This window comes from Pseudonocardia sp. NPDC046786 (assembly GCF_040645415.1).
Classification (GTDB): domain Bacteria; phylum Actinomycetota; class Actinomycetes; order Mycobacteriales; family Pseudonocardiaceae; genus Pseudonocardia; species Pseudonocardia kongjuensis.
In genome coordinates this window covers 40,328-53,696 of the sequence record NZ_JBEYYF010000008.1, presented here as the reverse complement: position 1 = coordinate 53,696, position 13,369 = coordinate 40,328, and the positions used below count along the sequence as shown (strand labels likewise).

The 13,369-nt window shown below is 74.4% G+C and carries 17 protein-coding genes; 6 read left to right on the top strand and 11 right to left on the bottom strand.

Annotated elements, in window-relative coordinates:
• Nucleotides 1-33 precede the first annotated feature (33 nt).
• Both ABZ881_RS12225 and ABZ881_RS12220 read left to right on the top strand, forming a co-directional pair.
• A complete protein-coding gene (locus ABZ881_RS12225; RefSeq protein WP_358484049.1) occupies nucleotides 34-729 on the top strand; it encodes a DsbA family oxidoreductase in 696 nt (231 codons plus the stop codon).
• 156 nt (nucleotides 730-885) lie between these two features.
• On the top strand, nucleotides 886-1,185 hold the full coding sequence (locus ABZ881_RS12220; protein WP_358484047.1) for a hypothetical protein: 300 nt from the start codon (nucleotides 886-888) through the stop codon (nucleotides 1,183-1,185).
• A gap of 23 nt (nucleotides 1,186-1,208) precedes the next feature.
• On the opposite strand, the gene ABZ881_RS12215 is transcribed toward ABZ881_RS12220, so the two are convergent.
• Nucleotides 1,209-1,433 carry a hypothetical protein gene (locus tag ABZ881_RS12215; protein ID WP_358484045.1) on the bottom strand — a complete coding sequence of 75 codons (225 nt, stop codon included), beginning with the start codon at nucleotides 1,431-1,433 and terminating at the stop codon, nucleotides 1,209-1,211.
• Between the two features lie 154 nt (nucleotides 1,434-1,587).
• Here ABZ881_RS12215 and ABZ881_RS12210 point away from each other — a divergent pair, with 154 nt between their 5' ends.
• Nucleotides 1,588-2,061 (top strand): MarR family transcriptional regulator, encoded by a 474-nt coding sequence (locus ABZ881_RS12210; protein ID WP_358484044.1) that lies wholly within the window; start codon nucleotides 1,588-1,590, stop codon nucleotides 2,059-2,061.
• On the opposite strand, the gene ABZ881_RS12205 is transcribed toward ABZ881_RS12210, so the two are convergent.
• Genes ABZ881_RS12205 through ABZ881_RS12185 form a run of 5 tightly spaced genes read right to left on the bottom strand, consistent with a single transcriptional unit; the run spans nucleotide 2,045 to nucleotide 4,950 of the window.
• A complete protein-coding gene (locus ABZ881_RS12205) occupies nucleotides 2,045-3,016 on the bottom strand; it encodes a pirin family protein (protein ID WP_358484043.1) in 972 nt (323 codons plus the stop codon). The two genes, ABZ881_RS12210 and ABZ881_RS12205, sit on opposite strands and share 17 nt — an antisense overlap.
• On the bottom strand, nucleotides 3,013-3,486 hold the full coding sequence (locus ABZ881_RS12200) for a carboxymuconolactone decarboxylase family protein (protein ID WP_358484041.1): 474 nt from the start codon (nucleotides 3,484-3,486) through the stop codon (nucleotides 3,013-3,015). The genes ABZ881_RS12205 and ABZ881_RS12200 overlap by 4 nt, the downstream gene beginning before the upstream one ends.
• Nucleotides 3,483-3,818, bottom strand: a complete 336-nt coding sequence (locus tag ABZ881_RS12195) for a GNAT family N-acetyltransferase (RefSeq protein WP_358484040.1) — start codon at nucleotides 3,816-3,818, stop codon at nucleotides 3,483-3,485. Before ABZ881_RS12195 ends, ABZ881_RS12200 begins: the two co-directional genes overlap by 4 nt.
• A 47-nt stretch (nucleotides 3,819-3,865) precedes the next feature.
• Nucleotides 3,866-4,489: a hypothetical protein gene (locus ABZ881_RS12190; RefSeq protein WP_358484037.1), complete on the bottom strand. Its 624-nt coding sequence runs from the start codon at nucleotides 4,487-4,489 to the stop codon at nucleotides 3,866-3,868.
• A gap of 5 nt (nucleotides 4,490-4,494) precedes the next feature.
• Nucleotides 4,495-4,950: a DUF6325 family protein gene (locus tag ABZ881_RS12185; protein ID WP_358484035.1), complete on the bottom strand. Its 456-nt coding sequence runs from the start codon at nucleotides 4,948-4,950 to the stop codon at nucleotides 4,495-4,497.
• 137 nt (nucleotides 4,951-5,087) lie between these two features.
• On the opposite strand from ABZ881_RS12185, the gene ABZ881_RS12180 reads away from it, so the two are divergent.
• Entirely contained in the window at nucleotides 5,088-6,254 is a 1,167-nt protein-coding gene (locus ABZ881_RS12180) for a low temperature requirement protein A (protein WP_358484033.1), read from the top strand.
• On the opposite strand, the gene ABZ881_RS12175 is transcribed toward ABZ881_RS12180, so the two are convergent.
• Nucleotides 6,248-7,606, bottom strand: coding sequence for a mycothione reductase (locus tag ABZ881_RS12175; RefSeq protein WP_358484032.1), 1,359 nt, complete (start codon nucleotides 7,604-7,606; stop codon nucleotides 6,248-6,250). The genes ABZ881_RS12180 and ABZ881_RS12175 overlap by 7 nt on opposite strands.
• An 83-nt stretch (nucleotides 7,607-7,689) precedes the next feature.
• Between ABZ881_RS12175 and ABZ881_RS12170 the strand changes: the two genes are divergently transcribed.
• Together ABZ881_RS12170 and modA are read left to right on the top strand one after the other, a co-directional pair.
• Entirely contained in the window at nucleotides 7,690-8,028 is a 339-nt protein-coding gene (locus ABZ881_RS12170; protein WP_358484030.1) for a DUF6506 family protein, read from the top strand.
• Between the two features lie 249 nt (nucleotides 8,029-8,277).
• The gene (gene modA, locus ABZ881_RS12165; RefSeq protein ID WP_358484028.1) at nucleotides 8,278-9,078 is read left to right on the top strand and encodes a molybdate ABC transporter substrate-binding protein; all 801 of its coding nucleotides are present in this window, start codon (nucleotides 8,278-8,280) and stop codon (nucleotides 9,076-9,078) included.
• A 7-nt stretch (nucleotides 9,079-9,085) separates the two neighbouring features.
• Here the strand turns inward: modA and ABZ881_RS12160 are convergent, their stop codons facing one another.
• The 4 genes from ABZ881_RS12160 to ABZ881_RS12145 form a co-directional block, all read right to left on the bottom strand.
• Nucleotides 9,086-9,526 (bottom strand): CBS domain-containing protein, encoded by a 441-nt coding sequence (locus ABZ881_RS12160; protein ID WP_358484025.1) that lies wholly within the window; start codon nucleotides 9,524-9,526, stop codon nucleotides 9,086-9,088.
• Entirely contained in the window at nucleotides 9,523-10,539 is a 1,017-nt protein-coding gene (cydB, locus tag ABZ881_RS12155) for a cytochrome d ubiquinol oxidase subunit II (protein ID WP_358484023.1), read from the bottom strand. Before cydB ends, ABZ881_RS12160 begins: the two co-directional genes overlap by 4 nt.
• A gap of 10 nt (nucleotides 10,540-10,549) precedes the next feature.
• A complete protein-coding gene (locus ABZ881_RS12150) occupies nucleotides 10,550-11,944 on the bottom strand; it encodes a cytochrome ubiquinol oxidase subunit I (RefSeq protein WP_358484022.1) in 1,395 nt (464 codons plus the stop codon).
• 215 nt (nucleotides 11,945-12,159) lie between these two features.
• Nucleotides 12,160-13,164: a nitroreductase gene (locus ABZ881_RS12145; RefSeq protein ID WP_358484020.1), complete on the bottom strand. Its 1,005-nt coding sequence runs from the start codon at nucleotides 13,162-13,164 to the stop codon at nucleotides 12,160-12,162.
• Nucleotides 13,165-13,369 lie beyond the last annotated feature (205 nt).

Below are 13,369 nucleotides of genomic sequence, written 5' to 3'. Positions count from 1 at the left end.
GGTCACACCGGCGGCGTTCACCCGTGCGTGAAGGTGGAGATCTGGTCCGACGTGGTGTGCCCGTGGTGCGCGATCGGCAAGCGGCGGTTCGAGACGGCGCTGGCCGGCTTCGCGCACCGCGACGACGTCGAGATCCGCTGGCGCAGCTTCGAGCTCGACCCGCAGGCGCCCCGCGAGCGCGACGGCGGCCCCGGCCCGCTGGCCGCCAAGCTGGGCGTGAGCGTCGAGCAGGCCCGCGAGATGCAGGACTCGGTGACCGCGACCGCGGCGGCGGACGGACTGGAGTTCCGGTTCGACATCGCCCGGCACGGCAACACCGTCGACGCGCACCGGCTGCTGCACCTGGCGTGGGAGCTGGGCGGGGCGGCGCTGCAGGGTGCGCTGAAGGACCGGCTGCTGCGCGCGTCGTTCACCGAGGGGGAGCCGATCGGCGACCCGGACACCCTGGTCCGGCTGGCCGCCTCGGCCGGCGTGCCCGAGGTCGAGGCCCGTGCGGTGCTCGACTCGGACCGCCATCTCGACGCCGTGCGCGGCGACCAGGACCTGGCCCGCCGCTACGGCATCTCCGGCGTCCCGTTCTTCGTGATCGACGACAAGTACGGCATCTCCGGCGCGCAGCCGGCGGAGGCGTTCCGGCAGGCCCTGGACCAGGCATGGGCCGACGCGCACCCGCTCACCCCGGTCGGCGGCGACGGCGGGGCCTGCACCGACGGCAGCTGCCAGGTCTGAGCGGCTGCTACCCTGACCGGCGTGCGCGGACTGATCATTATCCGGCGCGCCGGCTGAACCCAGGTCGCCGGCGCGCGTGCCTCCGTGCCGCTGTGCCGCCACCGGACCTGGCCGGATCCTCCGTACCCGCCGACCGGGAGATCCGTGATGACCGCGATGCCCAGCCCCAGTTCCGTCGACAGCGCCCCGTCCGTCAGTCCGCCCGTCGCCCCGTCCGTCACCGACGGCCGGGCCGCCCACTCGTTCAGCCTGCTCGTCGCGGGCGGCGGTGACGGGCTGACCAAGGTGCTGGTGACCCTGCGCTCCCGCCGCTACGAGCTGCGCGAGCTGCACGTCGACCTGAGCGGCGACATCGGCCGGGTCGAGGGCAGCGTCGAGCCGGACGGCCGCGATCCGGAGCTGCTGCTCGAGCAGCTGCGCCGGGTGGTCGCGGTCGTGCGGGCAGAGCACGGTTGAGCAGCCCCGGCCCCTGGCCGGTGTCAGCGGCCCAGCGCCGCCGCGACGATCGCCTCGTAGCTGCGGTAGGTGCCCTCCGGCAGCGCGGCGAGCCGCAGCCGCAGGCCGGCCGGGGCGCCCCAGTCGGTCGCGTGGGTGAGGATCTGCCAGCGCGGGGCCGGCAGGGCCAGCCCGGCGAGCACGTGCCGCAGCGCGTACCGGAGGTGTTCGGCGTCGTCGGACCCGGGGTACAGCGGATCAGCCGTCATCGGAACCTCCGGCAGGGTGGGGGGCGGGAGCGAGACACCGGCGTCGTCGACGGTGAGTGACCACTGATGTGATCTGTACCACGATGACAGATGCACCCTTTGGCAGTCAAAGTGTTCGCCGGTCGAAACATCGACAACGGAAGGTTCCGCGACGATGCCGGAGGCGTCCGAACAGGCCCGCGCCGTGCTCGCGGGCGTGCACGCGTTCGCGCACGGCATCGACCGCTACCGGCTGGCCGTCGGGACCCGCCTCGGGCTCGGCGTCCCCGAGGTGGTCACGCTCGCGCACCTCGCGGTGACCGGGGCGGTCCGGGCCGGTGAGGTGGCCGAGCGCACCGGGCTCAGCCAGGGCAGCGTGACGGCGCTGGTCGACCGGCTGGAGCGGCGCGGGTTCGTCGCGCGGGTGCGCCCGCCGGAGAACCGGCGGGTCGTGCTGGTCGAGCTGACCGCCGCCGGGCACGAGGTGACCGACGGGCTGCTGGCCGCGATGCTGCCGACCATGGCGGCGACGGCGGCCGCGCCGGACCTGCCGGATCCGGCGGAGCTCGCGCACGGCCTGCACCGGGTCGCCGACATGCTGGTCGAGCTGGCGGACCGGGAACCGGCCCGGGTCACTCCCGCGGGGTGAGCCGGGCGTTCGGCAGCTCGGGGGCGGGCAGCGTCGAGTCCCAGGCGTCCGGGAACGCGCCGAACCGGCCGGCCGCGGATCCGCCGCTGCTGCGCTCCCGCTGCCACTGCTCGCGGAAGGCGGCGATCTCGTCGTGCGAGGACCCGATGAAGTTCCACCACATGACGATCTGCTCGCCGAGCGGCTCGCCGCCGAGTAGCAGCACCCGGGTGCCCGCTCCGCCGGTGGCCCGGATGTCGATGCCGGACGCCCCCGGCGGCAGGTAGACCAGCTCGCCCGGCGCGGCGGCGGTGCCGCACACGTCCGCCGAGCCGGTGTCGACGAGCACCCCGTGCTCGAACGACGGCGTCACCGGGACCGACAGCCGCCCGTCCGCCGGGAGCACCACCTCGGCGCCGAGCAGCGGGGAGAACGTCTCCACCGGTGAGGTCCGCCCGGCCAGCGAGCCCAGCAGCACCCGCAGCGTGGCGTCGCCGTGGGCGAACTGCGGCGGGACGTGGTGCCGGAACCCCGGGGCGGTCTCCCGGTGCGCGACCGGGAGGGCCAGCCAGAGCTGCACCCCGTGCAGCGTCCGGGTGTCCGGGGTGGAGTACTCGGAGTGCGCGATGCCCGATCCGGCCGTCATCAGGTTCAGCTCGCCGGGCCGCACGAGTGCGTGCGCGCCGGTGGTGTCGCGGTGCTCGATCTCGCCCTCGAACAGCCAGGACACCGTCTGCAGCCCGGTGTGCGGGTGCCCGGGCACGGCCATCCCGCCGGTCGAGGGCACCGGATCGGGCCCGTAGTGGTCGATGAAGCACCAGGCGCCGATCAGCGACCGGGCCCGGCGCGGGAGGGTGCGGCGCACGGTCATCGCCCGCGGCCCGCCGAGCGGCACCTCCCGCGGCGTCACCAGCTCGGCCCGGGCGGAGCCGCCGTCGCAGACGAGCTCCTGCGGTGCGGCCTCGACGTTGCTCATCGCTGTGCTCCCGCGGGGCGCTCGGGTACCGGATGGCGGGACAGTACCGAGACCCGGTTGAACGCGTTGATCGTGATCGCGGCCCAGATCAGCACCGAGGTCTCGTCGTCGTCGAGCCCGGCCCTGGCCTTGGCGTACGCCTCCTCGTCCAGGTGCGAGCCGGCGGTCAGGGTGACCGCCTCGGCGATCTCCAGCGCGGCGCGCTCGCGGTCGTCGAAGAGCCGGCTGTCCCGCCAGGCCGGCAGCAGCGCGATCCGCTGCGGGGTGACCCCGGCCGCCACCGCGGCCCGCCAGTGCACGTCCAGGCAGAACTCGCAGCCGTTGATCTGGGAGACCCGGACGTTGAGCAGCTCCAGCAGCGCCCGGCCGATCCCGGCGGCGTCGGCCGCCTCCCGGACGGTGCGCGAGACCTGCTTCATCGCGCTGAACACCTCGGGGGTCTGCTTGTCGACCAGCACCCGGCCGCTCATCGCAGGGCCTGCTCGACCGTCTGGATCGCGGCGGGGGTGACCGGGTCGAGGACGTCGGCGAACCCGTCGTGCGAGCCCACCCAGCGCCGCACGTAGGGGCACATCGGGACGATCCGCTTCCCGGCCGCGCGGGTGTCGGTGAGCGCCGCGCGGACCAGCGTCCCGGCGAGGCCGCGCCCGCCGAAGGCGTCGTCGATCTCGGTGTGGTGGAAGATCCGCCGGCCGCCGTCCTCGACGTAGGCCGCGAACCCGGCCCGGACGCCGTCCACGGTGATCACGTAGCGGTGCTGCTCCGGTTCGTTCGCGACGACCGGGTCCTGGTTCTCCGACATGCCCCCGACAACCACCGCGGTGGCCGCGATGTTCCGGACGCGGCCGGTCAGGCGGTCGTGCGGCGCCGGTCCAGCGCGACCTGCACCCGGTAGCCGGTCCAGGCGAGCACGGCCAGCACGACGACCGCGGCGATGCTCTCCAGCGGCGTCGCCGGTGCCTGCAGGCCGGCCAGGAACGCCGGCCCGGCCGAGATCGCGCCGCGCACGATCAGCGCGGCGCCGCCGAGCGCGGTAGCGATCCGCAGCACGACGCCCCGGGCCCGGGCCATCGCGAGCCCGGCGACCAGCGCTGCCGCCGCGACCACGACGAGGGTGAGCGTGCGGGACAGCCCGCCGCCGGAGGGCAGCGCGGCCAGCAGCCCGAGCACGGCGGCGCCGCCGGCGAGCCCGCCGACGACGAACACCGCGGCGCCCGCCGCGAACCGGACGAGCGCGATCGCCCCGGCGGCGCCCGCGACGCCGACCAGCACGGTGACCGCGACCGGCCCGCCGAGCGCGGCGGCGAGCCCACCGGCCAGGCCGAACCCGGCGGCGCCCGCGGCCAGCAGGATCGAGCGGGCGCCGCCGAAGCACAGCACCAGCCCGGCGAGGATGAGCAGCAGGCCGCCGCCGGAGCTGCCGGGTGCGAGATCGGCCGGTGGGGAGGCGAGCGCGATGGACGTGAGGTGCACCGGGCTCACCCGCCCAGCAGGCGGGACTTCTGGACCGCGAACTCGTCCTCGGTCAGCAGGCCCGCGGTGCGCAGCTCGCCGAGCTTGAGGAGCTGGGCGTGCAGGTCGTCGACCGACGGCGCTGCTGCCGGCTCGCCCACAGGCACTCCCAGGCCAGGACCAGCGTGGTGCTGCTCGGCGGCGATGCCGTCCAGGTCGTCGTCGGACAGCAGTTCCAGGACGTCGCCGTCGACGGCGTCGAAGTCGACACCCGCCTCGGTCGGCTCCGCGCCGCGGACGGCGCCACCGGCGTCCTTGTGCACGACGGCCGCGTCCAGCAGCCGCACCGTTCCGGCGTCGACGAGCTCCGCCAGCGGCCCGACGACCGCGGGGGCCAGCCGGTCGCCGTCGAACTCGACGGCGACCCACGCGACGGGCCCGAGCGGGCCCACCACCGGATCGCCGGGACCTGCACCCGTCATGGACACGTTCCTCCTCCGGCGTGCGGATGATCGACCGCGATCGCCGGGAGCGACGCTAGTGCGGCGGCGGAGCGCCCGGACAGGGCTGAACGGCCCTGACGCGCAGGGCGCCGGGGGCGCCGCAGTACCCTCCGTCGATGACGGTCCGGGACAGGGCGCCGCGGCTGCTGCGGCGCCGCGGGGACTCCGAGGTCGCGCCGATCGAGCTGTTCTTCGACCTGGTCTACGTGTTCGCGATCATCCAGGTCTCGCACACCCTGCTCTACCACCTCACCCCGCGCGGGGCGGTCGAGACGGCGCTGCTGTTCGCGGCGGTGTGGTGGCTGTGGAACTACTCGGCCTGGGCGATGAACTACCTCGATCCGGCGCGGACGTCGGTCCGGCTGCTGAACGCGCTGCTGATGCTGGCCGCGCTCGGGATGGCGCTGGCGCTGCCGACCGCCTTCGGTGACGGCGGTCTGCTCTTCGCCGCCTGCTACGCCACGGCGCAGATCGGGCGCCCGCTGTTCGTCTGGATCACCATGCGCGGCCACGTGCTCTCCCGCAACTACCGGAACCTGCTGGTGTGGAGTTCGGTCGCGGGGGCGCTGTTCCTGCTCGGCGCGCTGCTGCCGCCGACCGCCCGGCTGGTCGTCTGGGGGCTCGCGGTGGCGGTCGACCTGGTCGGGCCGCTGGTCGAGTTCCGGGTGCCCGGCCTCGGCTCGACGCCGATGCGGAGCTGGCCGGTCGACGTCGAGCACCTCGCCGAGCGCAACCGGCTGGTCTTCATCATCGCCCTCGGCGAGTCCATCCTGATCATGGGTTTCACGCTGTCGGAGCTGGAGCCGATCACCCCGTACACGGTGCTCATCGCGGTGCTCGGGTTCACCGGCCTGGTCGCGCTGTGGTGGTCCTACTTCGCGGTGGCCGGGCACGACGCGCCGGCCGGCCGCGGCGACGGCAGCACCCGCGCCGCCCGGTCGGCGTTCGCCTACGCGCACGGCCTGATGGTCGGCGGCGCGGTGCTCTTCGCGGTCGCGATCGACCTGCACCTCACGCACCCGCAGAGCGGTCCGGCGCTGGTGCTCGTCTCGGTCGGCGGGCCGCTGCTCTACCTGGCGGGCAACGCGATCTACCTGCACAGCCGGACGGGCACGGCCGGCCGCAGCCGCTACGTCGCGGCCGGGATCCTGGTCGTCGCGGCGGTGCCGGCGCTGCTGCTCGGCGAGGCGCTCCCGGCGATCGTGACCGGGCTGGTGGTGCTGGCCGTGCTGATCGGGCTGGCCGTCGTCACCCAGCTGGCGCGACGGACGCCCGCCTACTGAGCGTCCCGCAGCGCGTTCTCCACGACCTCCGACAACGCCGGGTGGATCCAGTACTGCACGTCCGCGGTCCGCTGCGCGGTGAGCCCGAGGGCCATCGCCTGGACCAGCTGCTGGATCAGGGTGGCCGCCTGCGGGCCGAGCACGTGCGCCCCGAGCAGCGACCCGTCCGGCGCGGTGATCACCTTGCAGAAGCCGCGGCGCTCCTCCAGCGCCCAGCCGTAGGCGACGTCGGCGTACTCGTGCAACCCGATCCGGTGCGCCAGGCCCTCGTCGCGGCACTGCTGCCCGGTCCGGCCGACCATCCCCACCTGCGGGTTCGCGAACACCGCCGCCGGCACCGGATCGTGGTCGGCGGCGCGCAGGTCGTCGGGATGCGCGAGATTGTGCGCGACGACCTGCGCCTCGTGGTTGGCGACGTGCTTGAGCGGGTGCGGGGTGCTGATGTCGCCGAGCGCCCAGACACCCTCGGCGGTGGTGCGGCCGTGCCTGTCGACGCGGACCCGGCCGTCGTCGTGGGTGGCGACGCCGCCGGCCGGGAGATCCATCCGGTCGCCGTTCGGGGTGCGGCCGGCCGCCACCAGGAGCCGGTCGGCGTGCACCTGGGTGCCGTCGTCGAGATGCAGGGTGACCTCGCCCGGGCCGCCGGTCACCCGCTCCACCGACCGTCCGGTGCGGACGTCGAACCGCTCCCGGGCGGCCGCGGTGAACCGCTCCGCCACCGTCTCGTCCATCCCGCCGAGCAGGGTGTCGGCGACCTCGACGATCGTCACCTCGCAGCCGAGGCCACCGAAGACGTGCGCGAGCTCGGCCGCGATGTAGCCGCCGCCGAGCACGGCGAGCCGCCGGGGCAGCTCCTCGATACGCATGATCGTGTCCGAGGTGTCGAACGGGACGCCGGACTCCGCGACCGGCGGTGGCACCGACGGCCGGCCACCGGTGGCGAGGACGATCCGGTCGGCGGTGAACGCGGTCCTGCCACCGTCGGCGAGCTCCACCGTCATCGCCCGCGGCCCGGTGAACCGGGCGTGCCCGATGTGCACGGTGCCGTGCTCGCTGCGGTACTCGCGGCCGTCGTCGCCGATCGGGTCGAGACGGCCGTACACCCGGTCCACGATGTCGCGCCACCGCACACTGTCGATCCGGGCATCCACCCCGAAACGGGACGCCGTGCGCACCGACTCGGCGACCTCGGCGGTGTGGGCGAGCATCTTCGTCGGGATGCAGCCGACGTTCAGGCAGGTGCCGCCGAACCGGGTCGCCTCGACGTGCACCACGTCGAGACCGGCGAACCGCTCGTCGACGATCGTGTTCCCGGAGCCGGTGCCGACGACGGCGAGATCGTGATGGGTCACGATCGGAGCCTAGGAAGTGCTGCCGGACCCCGCCCGTCGAACCGGCTTGACCTCGACCCGGGTTCAGCATCCAGGCTCGTGCCATGAGCGCCGATGCGAGCGTCCGCTGGGCCTACCTCTTCGAGCACCCCGGGGCCGCCCCGGAACGGGACCGGATGGTCCTCGACTCCGGCGGGGTGCGGTCGCTCCTCGTCGCCGTCCCGGGCACCGACGCGGCACCCGCGGTGGCCGCCGCGCTGGTCCGCGACGAGGGCGTCGGCCTGATCGAGCTGTGCGGCGGCTTCGGCAGCGCCGACGTCGCCGCGGTCACCGCCGCGGTGGAGGGTGCCGCAAGCGGGGTCGCCGTCGGGCACGTCGTGTTCGGGGTCGACCAGGTCCTCGCCGCGGCCGCCTACGCCGCGGCCGCCTCCGCGACACCCTGAGCACCCCACCCGCACCCGGACAACCGCTGTTCGCCGGCGCGACCGGGTTCGCACCGGACCGCGCATCCTCTCGCGCACGCGGCACGGGGCGAGCGACCCGCACCCGGGCGGAGCCAGAGTCGATCTCCGATCTGCGTCGATCCATGGGTGGCAATGACGCTGATGCGTCCTTATCATCCTCGCGGTACCGCAGTTCCGGTTTCGACGATCGGCGCTGCGGACATGTCGCCGAGCACCGGGAGATCCCACGTGAAGAGCCGATCCGTTCCCCGCACCGTCGGTGCCGCACTGGCCGCGACCTCGCTGGCCGTGCTGGCCGGCTGCGGCGGGGGAGACACCGGCGGGGAGCAGCCCCCGGCGAGCGGGGAGGCCGGGGGCGGCACGCTGACGGTGTTCGCGGCCGCCTCGCTGACCGGCACCTTCGAGGATCTGGAGCAGCAGTTCGAGGCCGCGAACCCGGGCGCCGACGTGGTGTTCAACTTCGCCGGGTCCTCCGCACTGGCCCAGCAGATCAACCAGGGCGCCCCGGCCGACGCGTTCGCCTCGGCGGACCAGAACAACATGACCAAGGTGACCGACGCGGGCAACGCCGAGGGCGAGCCCGTGGTCTTCGCGACGAACACGCTGCAGATCGCCGTCGCCCCGCAGAACCCGAAGGCGGTGGCGTCGCTGGAGGACCTGGTGAACCCGGACCTGCGCACCGTGGTCTGCGCGCCGCAGGTGCCGTGCGGGTCGGCCACCGAGAAGGTGGAGCAGGCCGCCGGCGTCGACATCCCGGCGGTGTCCGAGGAGCAGGACGTGAAGTCGGTGCTCCAGAAGGTCACCACCGGCAACGCCGACGCCGGGCTGGTCTACCGGACCGACGTCGCCGCCTCGGGCGGCCAGGCCCAGGGCGTCGACTTCGAGCAGGCGGCGCAGGCGGTGAACGAGTACCCGATCGTGGTGCTGCGCAACGCGCCGAACCAGGCCCTCGCCCAGCAGTGGGTGGACTTCGTGAACGGCGACGAGGGACGCCAGGTGCTGGAGGCCGCCGGGTTCGGCGCTCCCTGAGCCGGGCTCAGGGCCGCCAGCGGCGCACCAGGTCGGCGGCGGTCACGATCCCGCGGATGCGGCCGCCGGTCTCGACCAGCACCGCGTCCCGCCCGCGGGCCGCCATCACCCGCGCGGCCTCGGAGAGCCGGGACGTGCCGGGCAGCAGCAGCGCGGGGCCGTGCACGTCGGCGACCCGCAACACGGTCCAGCCGAGCGGGCTGCGCTGGGCGGCGATGCCGCGCAGCAGGTCCGCCTCGGTGGCCATGCCGCGGCAGCGGCCGCCGGCGAGCACCGGGAGGTGATGGACGTCCTGGGCGAGCATGGCCTCCAGCGCCGTCCGCACCGGGGTGTCCGGGGTGACCGCGACCAGCCTGGCCGACATGATCTGCCGCAGCGGCGGGTCCGGCCGCTCGTCGAGCGTCTCCGGTGGCGCGGCGAGCCGGACCGGCTCGTCGGCGGCGGTCACGACACACCCCCGGCGACCTCGGCGGGGGCGCCGTAGTCCTGGCGGGTCAACCGCCTGCGGAACACCCAGAACGTCCACGCCTGGTAGCCGATCACGATCGGGGTGAAGATCCCCGCGACCCAGGTCATGATCGTCAGCGTGTACGGGGTGGACGCCGCGTTCACCACGGTCAGCGAGTGGGCGGGATCGATGGTGGACGGCAGGACGTCCGGGTACAGCGACCCGAACAGGGTCACCGCGACGGCGACGATCGCCACCGTCGTCGCCGTGAACGACCAGCCCTCCCGGCCGCGGGCGACCAGCACGGTCGCCATGACCAGGCCGAGCGCGGCGACCGCGACCGGGGCGAGCGCCCACAGCGGCGCGCCGTCGAGCAGGGTCCACACCAGGAACGCCCCGCCGGCCGGGACGGCGAGCAGCCCGGCCGTCACCGCGACGGCGGCGGACCGCTCGCGCACCGGCCCGTCCGTCTTCAGTGCCAGGAACGCCGCGCCGTGCAGCGCGAACACCAGCACCAGGGTCACCCCGCCGAGCAGCGCGTAGGGGTTGAGCAGGGTGAGCAGGGTCCCGGTGAACTCGTGGTCGGCGTCCAGCGGGACACCGTGCACGATGTTCGACAGCGCGACGCCGACCAGCAGCGCCGCGACCAGCGACGACCCGGTCAGGATCCGGTCCAGCACCGGCGCCCAGCGCGGCTCCTTGGACCGGTACTCCAGGGCGATGCCGCGCAGGATCAGCGCCACGAGCAGCAGCAGGAACGCCAGGTAGAACCCGGAGAACAGGCTCGCGTACCACTCGGGGAACGCCGCGAACGTCGCGCCGCCCGCGACCAGCAGCCACACCTCGTTGCCGTCCCAGACCGGGCCGATGGTGCCGAGCGCGACCTGCCGGTCGTGCTCGTCGCGGGCCACCGCGGGCAGCAGCATCCCGACCCCGAAGTCGAAGCCCTCCAGGCACAGGTAGCCGGTCCACAGGACCGCGATCAGGACGAACCACACGTCGACGAGTTCCACGCCGTCCTCCTCAGTAGCTCGGTACGGGATCGGCGACGGACGCCGGTTCGCCGGCGGTGGCCCCGCCCGGTGGCGGCGGGCCCGCCTTCACCGCCCGGATCAGCAGCACCACCTCGACGACCGCGAGCACCCCGTAGAGCAGGGTGAACACGATCAGCGAGATCAGCACCGACGCCCACCCGACCGACGGGGACACCCCGTCCGCGGTCTGCAGCACGCCGAACACCACCCACGGCTGGCGGCCCATCTCGGTGAAGATCCAGCCCGCCGAGTTCGCCGCGAACGGGGTGACCAGTCCGAGCAGCGCGACGGTGCCGAACCAGGCGGGGAGGCGGCCCGCCCGGCGCCGGGTCAGCCAGAGCCCGATCACCGACACCAGCGCGGCGAGCAGCCCGAACCCGATCATCAGCCGGAACATCCAGTACGTCATCGCGATGTCGGGGGTGTAGACGCCGGGCCCGAAGGTGGCCACCGCCTGCGCCTGCAGCTGGTTGACGCCCTCGACCCGGCCGTCCCAGGTGCCGGTCGCCAGGAACGACAGCAGCCGCGGGACGCGCAGGCTCCACAGCTCCTGGGTGCCGTCCGGGGTGCCGATCGTGAAGATCGAGAACGACGCGGGCGCGACGGTGTCCCAGAGCGCCTCGGCGGCGGCCATCTTCATCGGCTGCTGCTGGGTCATCAGGCGGGCCTGGATGTCACCGGTGAGGACGACGCCGAGGCTCGCGACCAGCACCGTCCACAGGCCCAGCCGGATCGAGGGCCGGAAGACCTCCGGGTACCGGCTCCGGGCCAGGTTCCAGGCGCTGATCGCGACCAGGAACATGCCGGCCGTGACGAAGCAGGCGGTGATCGTGTGGCCGAACGCGGCGACCGCCGTCGAGTTGGTGAGCAGTGCACCGAAGTCGTTCAGCTCGGCCCGCCCGGTGGCCCGGTTGACCGCGTACCCGACGGGGTGCTGCATCCACGAGTTCGCGGCCAGGATGAAGTACGCCGACAGGATCGTGCCGATCGCGGCCAGCCAGATGCAGGCCAGGTGCACCCGCTTCGACAGCCGGTCCCACCCGAAGATCCACAGTCCGAGGAAGGTGGACTCCAGGAAGAAGGCCAGCAGCCCCTCGACCGCAAGCGGCGCCCCGAAGACGTCGCCGACGAACCGACTGTAGTCGCTCCAGTTCATCCCGAACTGGAACTCCTGGACGATCCCGGTGACGACGCCCATCGCGAAGTTGATCAGGAACAGCTTGCCCCAGAACTTCGTCATCCGCAGCCAGCGGTCGTCACCGGTCGCGACCCACACCGTCTGCATGCTCGCGACGAGCACGGACAGGCCGATCGTGAGCGGCACGAACAGGAAGTGGTAGACGGTGGTGACGGCGAACTGCCACCGCGCCAGGTCGAGATTCATCCGATCTCAGCGCCCCTCCGAGCCGATGAGTGGCCCGGTCGTCCGGGCCGTCGGCTGCGAGCCTCGCCGCCGCGGGGGCGGGGCGGACCGGGCGGAGGACCGGCCGTGCGGCGCCGGTGGTCCGCCGGGACCGGGACGTTCGGCCCACCCCGGCCGGTCCCCGGCACCGCGCGGGACCGGTCCGGGCCCACCCCCACGTGGGCCCGGACCGGCGTTCAGAGGGCGTCGACGACCTTCTCGGGCGCCCGCCGCGGCGTCGCGGGCACCGGGACGCCGTACCCCAGCCGCAACACGACCTGCGGGGGACGGGTTCCGCCGAACAGCCGCCGGGCCTGTTCGCGGATGTCGGGGACCTCGACGAGCTGGGACAGGAACGACGCGGACAGGCCCGCGACGGTGGCCGTCAGCAGCACCCGCTGCAGCGCCTCCCCGGCGCGCAGCTCCTCGCGCGGCCCGTCGGTGTGCACGCTCAGCACCGCGATCAGCGGATCGGACTCGAAGGCGGCGGGGGCCGGGCGCGGATGCGCGTCGCCGCCGAAGTTGCGCACCACCCACGGCTGGTTCGGCGGCGGGCAGGGCCCGCCTGCGGAGGCGGGGACGCCGTCGTCGCGGGCCGGGGACCGCCCGGTCCAGGCGGCCAGCTCGGCGGCGAAGGCGGCGTCCGCCTGCTGCAGCAGGTGCGCCTCGCGGGCCAGCTTGCCCAGCTCGGCCAACTGCATCGGGTCGGTGACCAGCTGCAGCCACGCGCCCTCCTCGAAGGCGGCGCGGCTCAGCGCGGACCGGGCCGGATCGGGCACCGCGGTGTCCCGGAACGGCCGCCGGTTGGTGCGCCGCCGCGACACCGCGTCCAGCAGGTTGCGCTGCTCGGGGGTGGCGCGCACGATGCCGCCGTGCCGGACGACCGCGACAAGGTCCGGGTCGCCGGGCTGCGGGTAGCGGCTGACCAGCGGCCGGATCCCGGAGCCGATCAGCGCGAGCCGCAGCGTGAACAGCGCCGCGCCGCAGCCGATCCGCAGCTCCCGGCCGGTCGGGTCGGCGACCGGCAGCAGCCGCTGCGGGTCGGCGCGCAGCTCGATCCGGTCGGGCAGCAGCCGGAACCGCCACGGCTGGCTGTTGTGCAGCGACGGCGCGCGGGTGGCGAGCCGGACCACCGCTGCGGTGGTCTCCTCGTCCAGCCCGAGCGCGCCGGTGACCGCCCCGGAGTGACAGGTCGCGTCCATGCGGTCCCCCTCTGCGGGCGGTGCCTGGGTCCCGCCCGGTCGACGGACCGATGGTGGCCCGGCCCGGGCCGGCCGGTCAGGTGCGAAGGTCCCGCCGTGCCCGGGACCGCGGGCCCACCCGCCGGTCGGGTAACCGCCGGGAACGCTTGTGCGAGTACACCTGGGGTGCCAGGTTCGGCGGCGGGAGCGGAAACGAGGTGGGCGG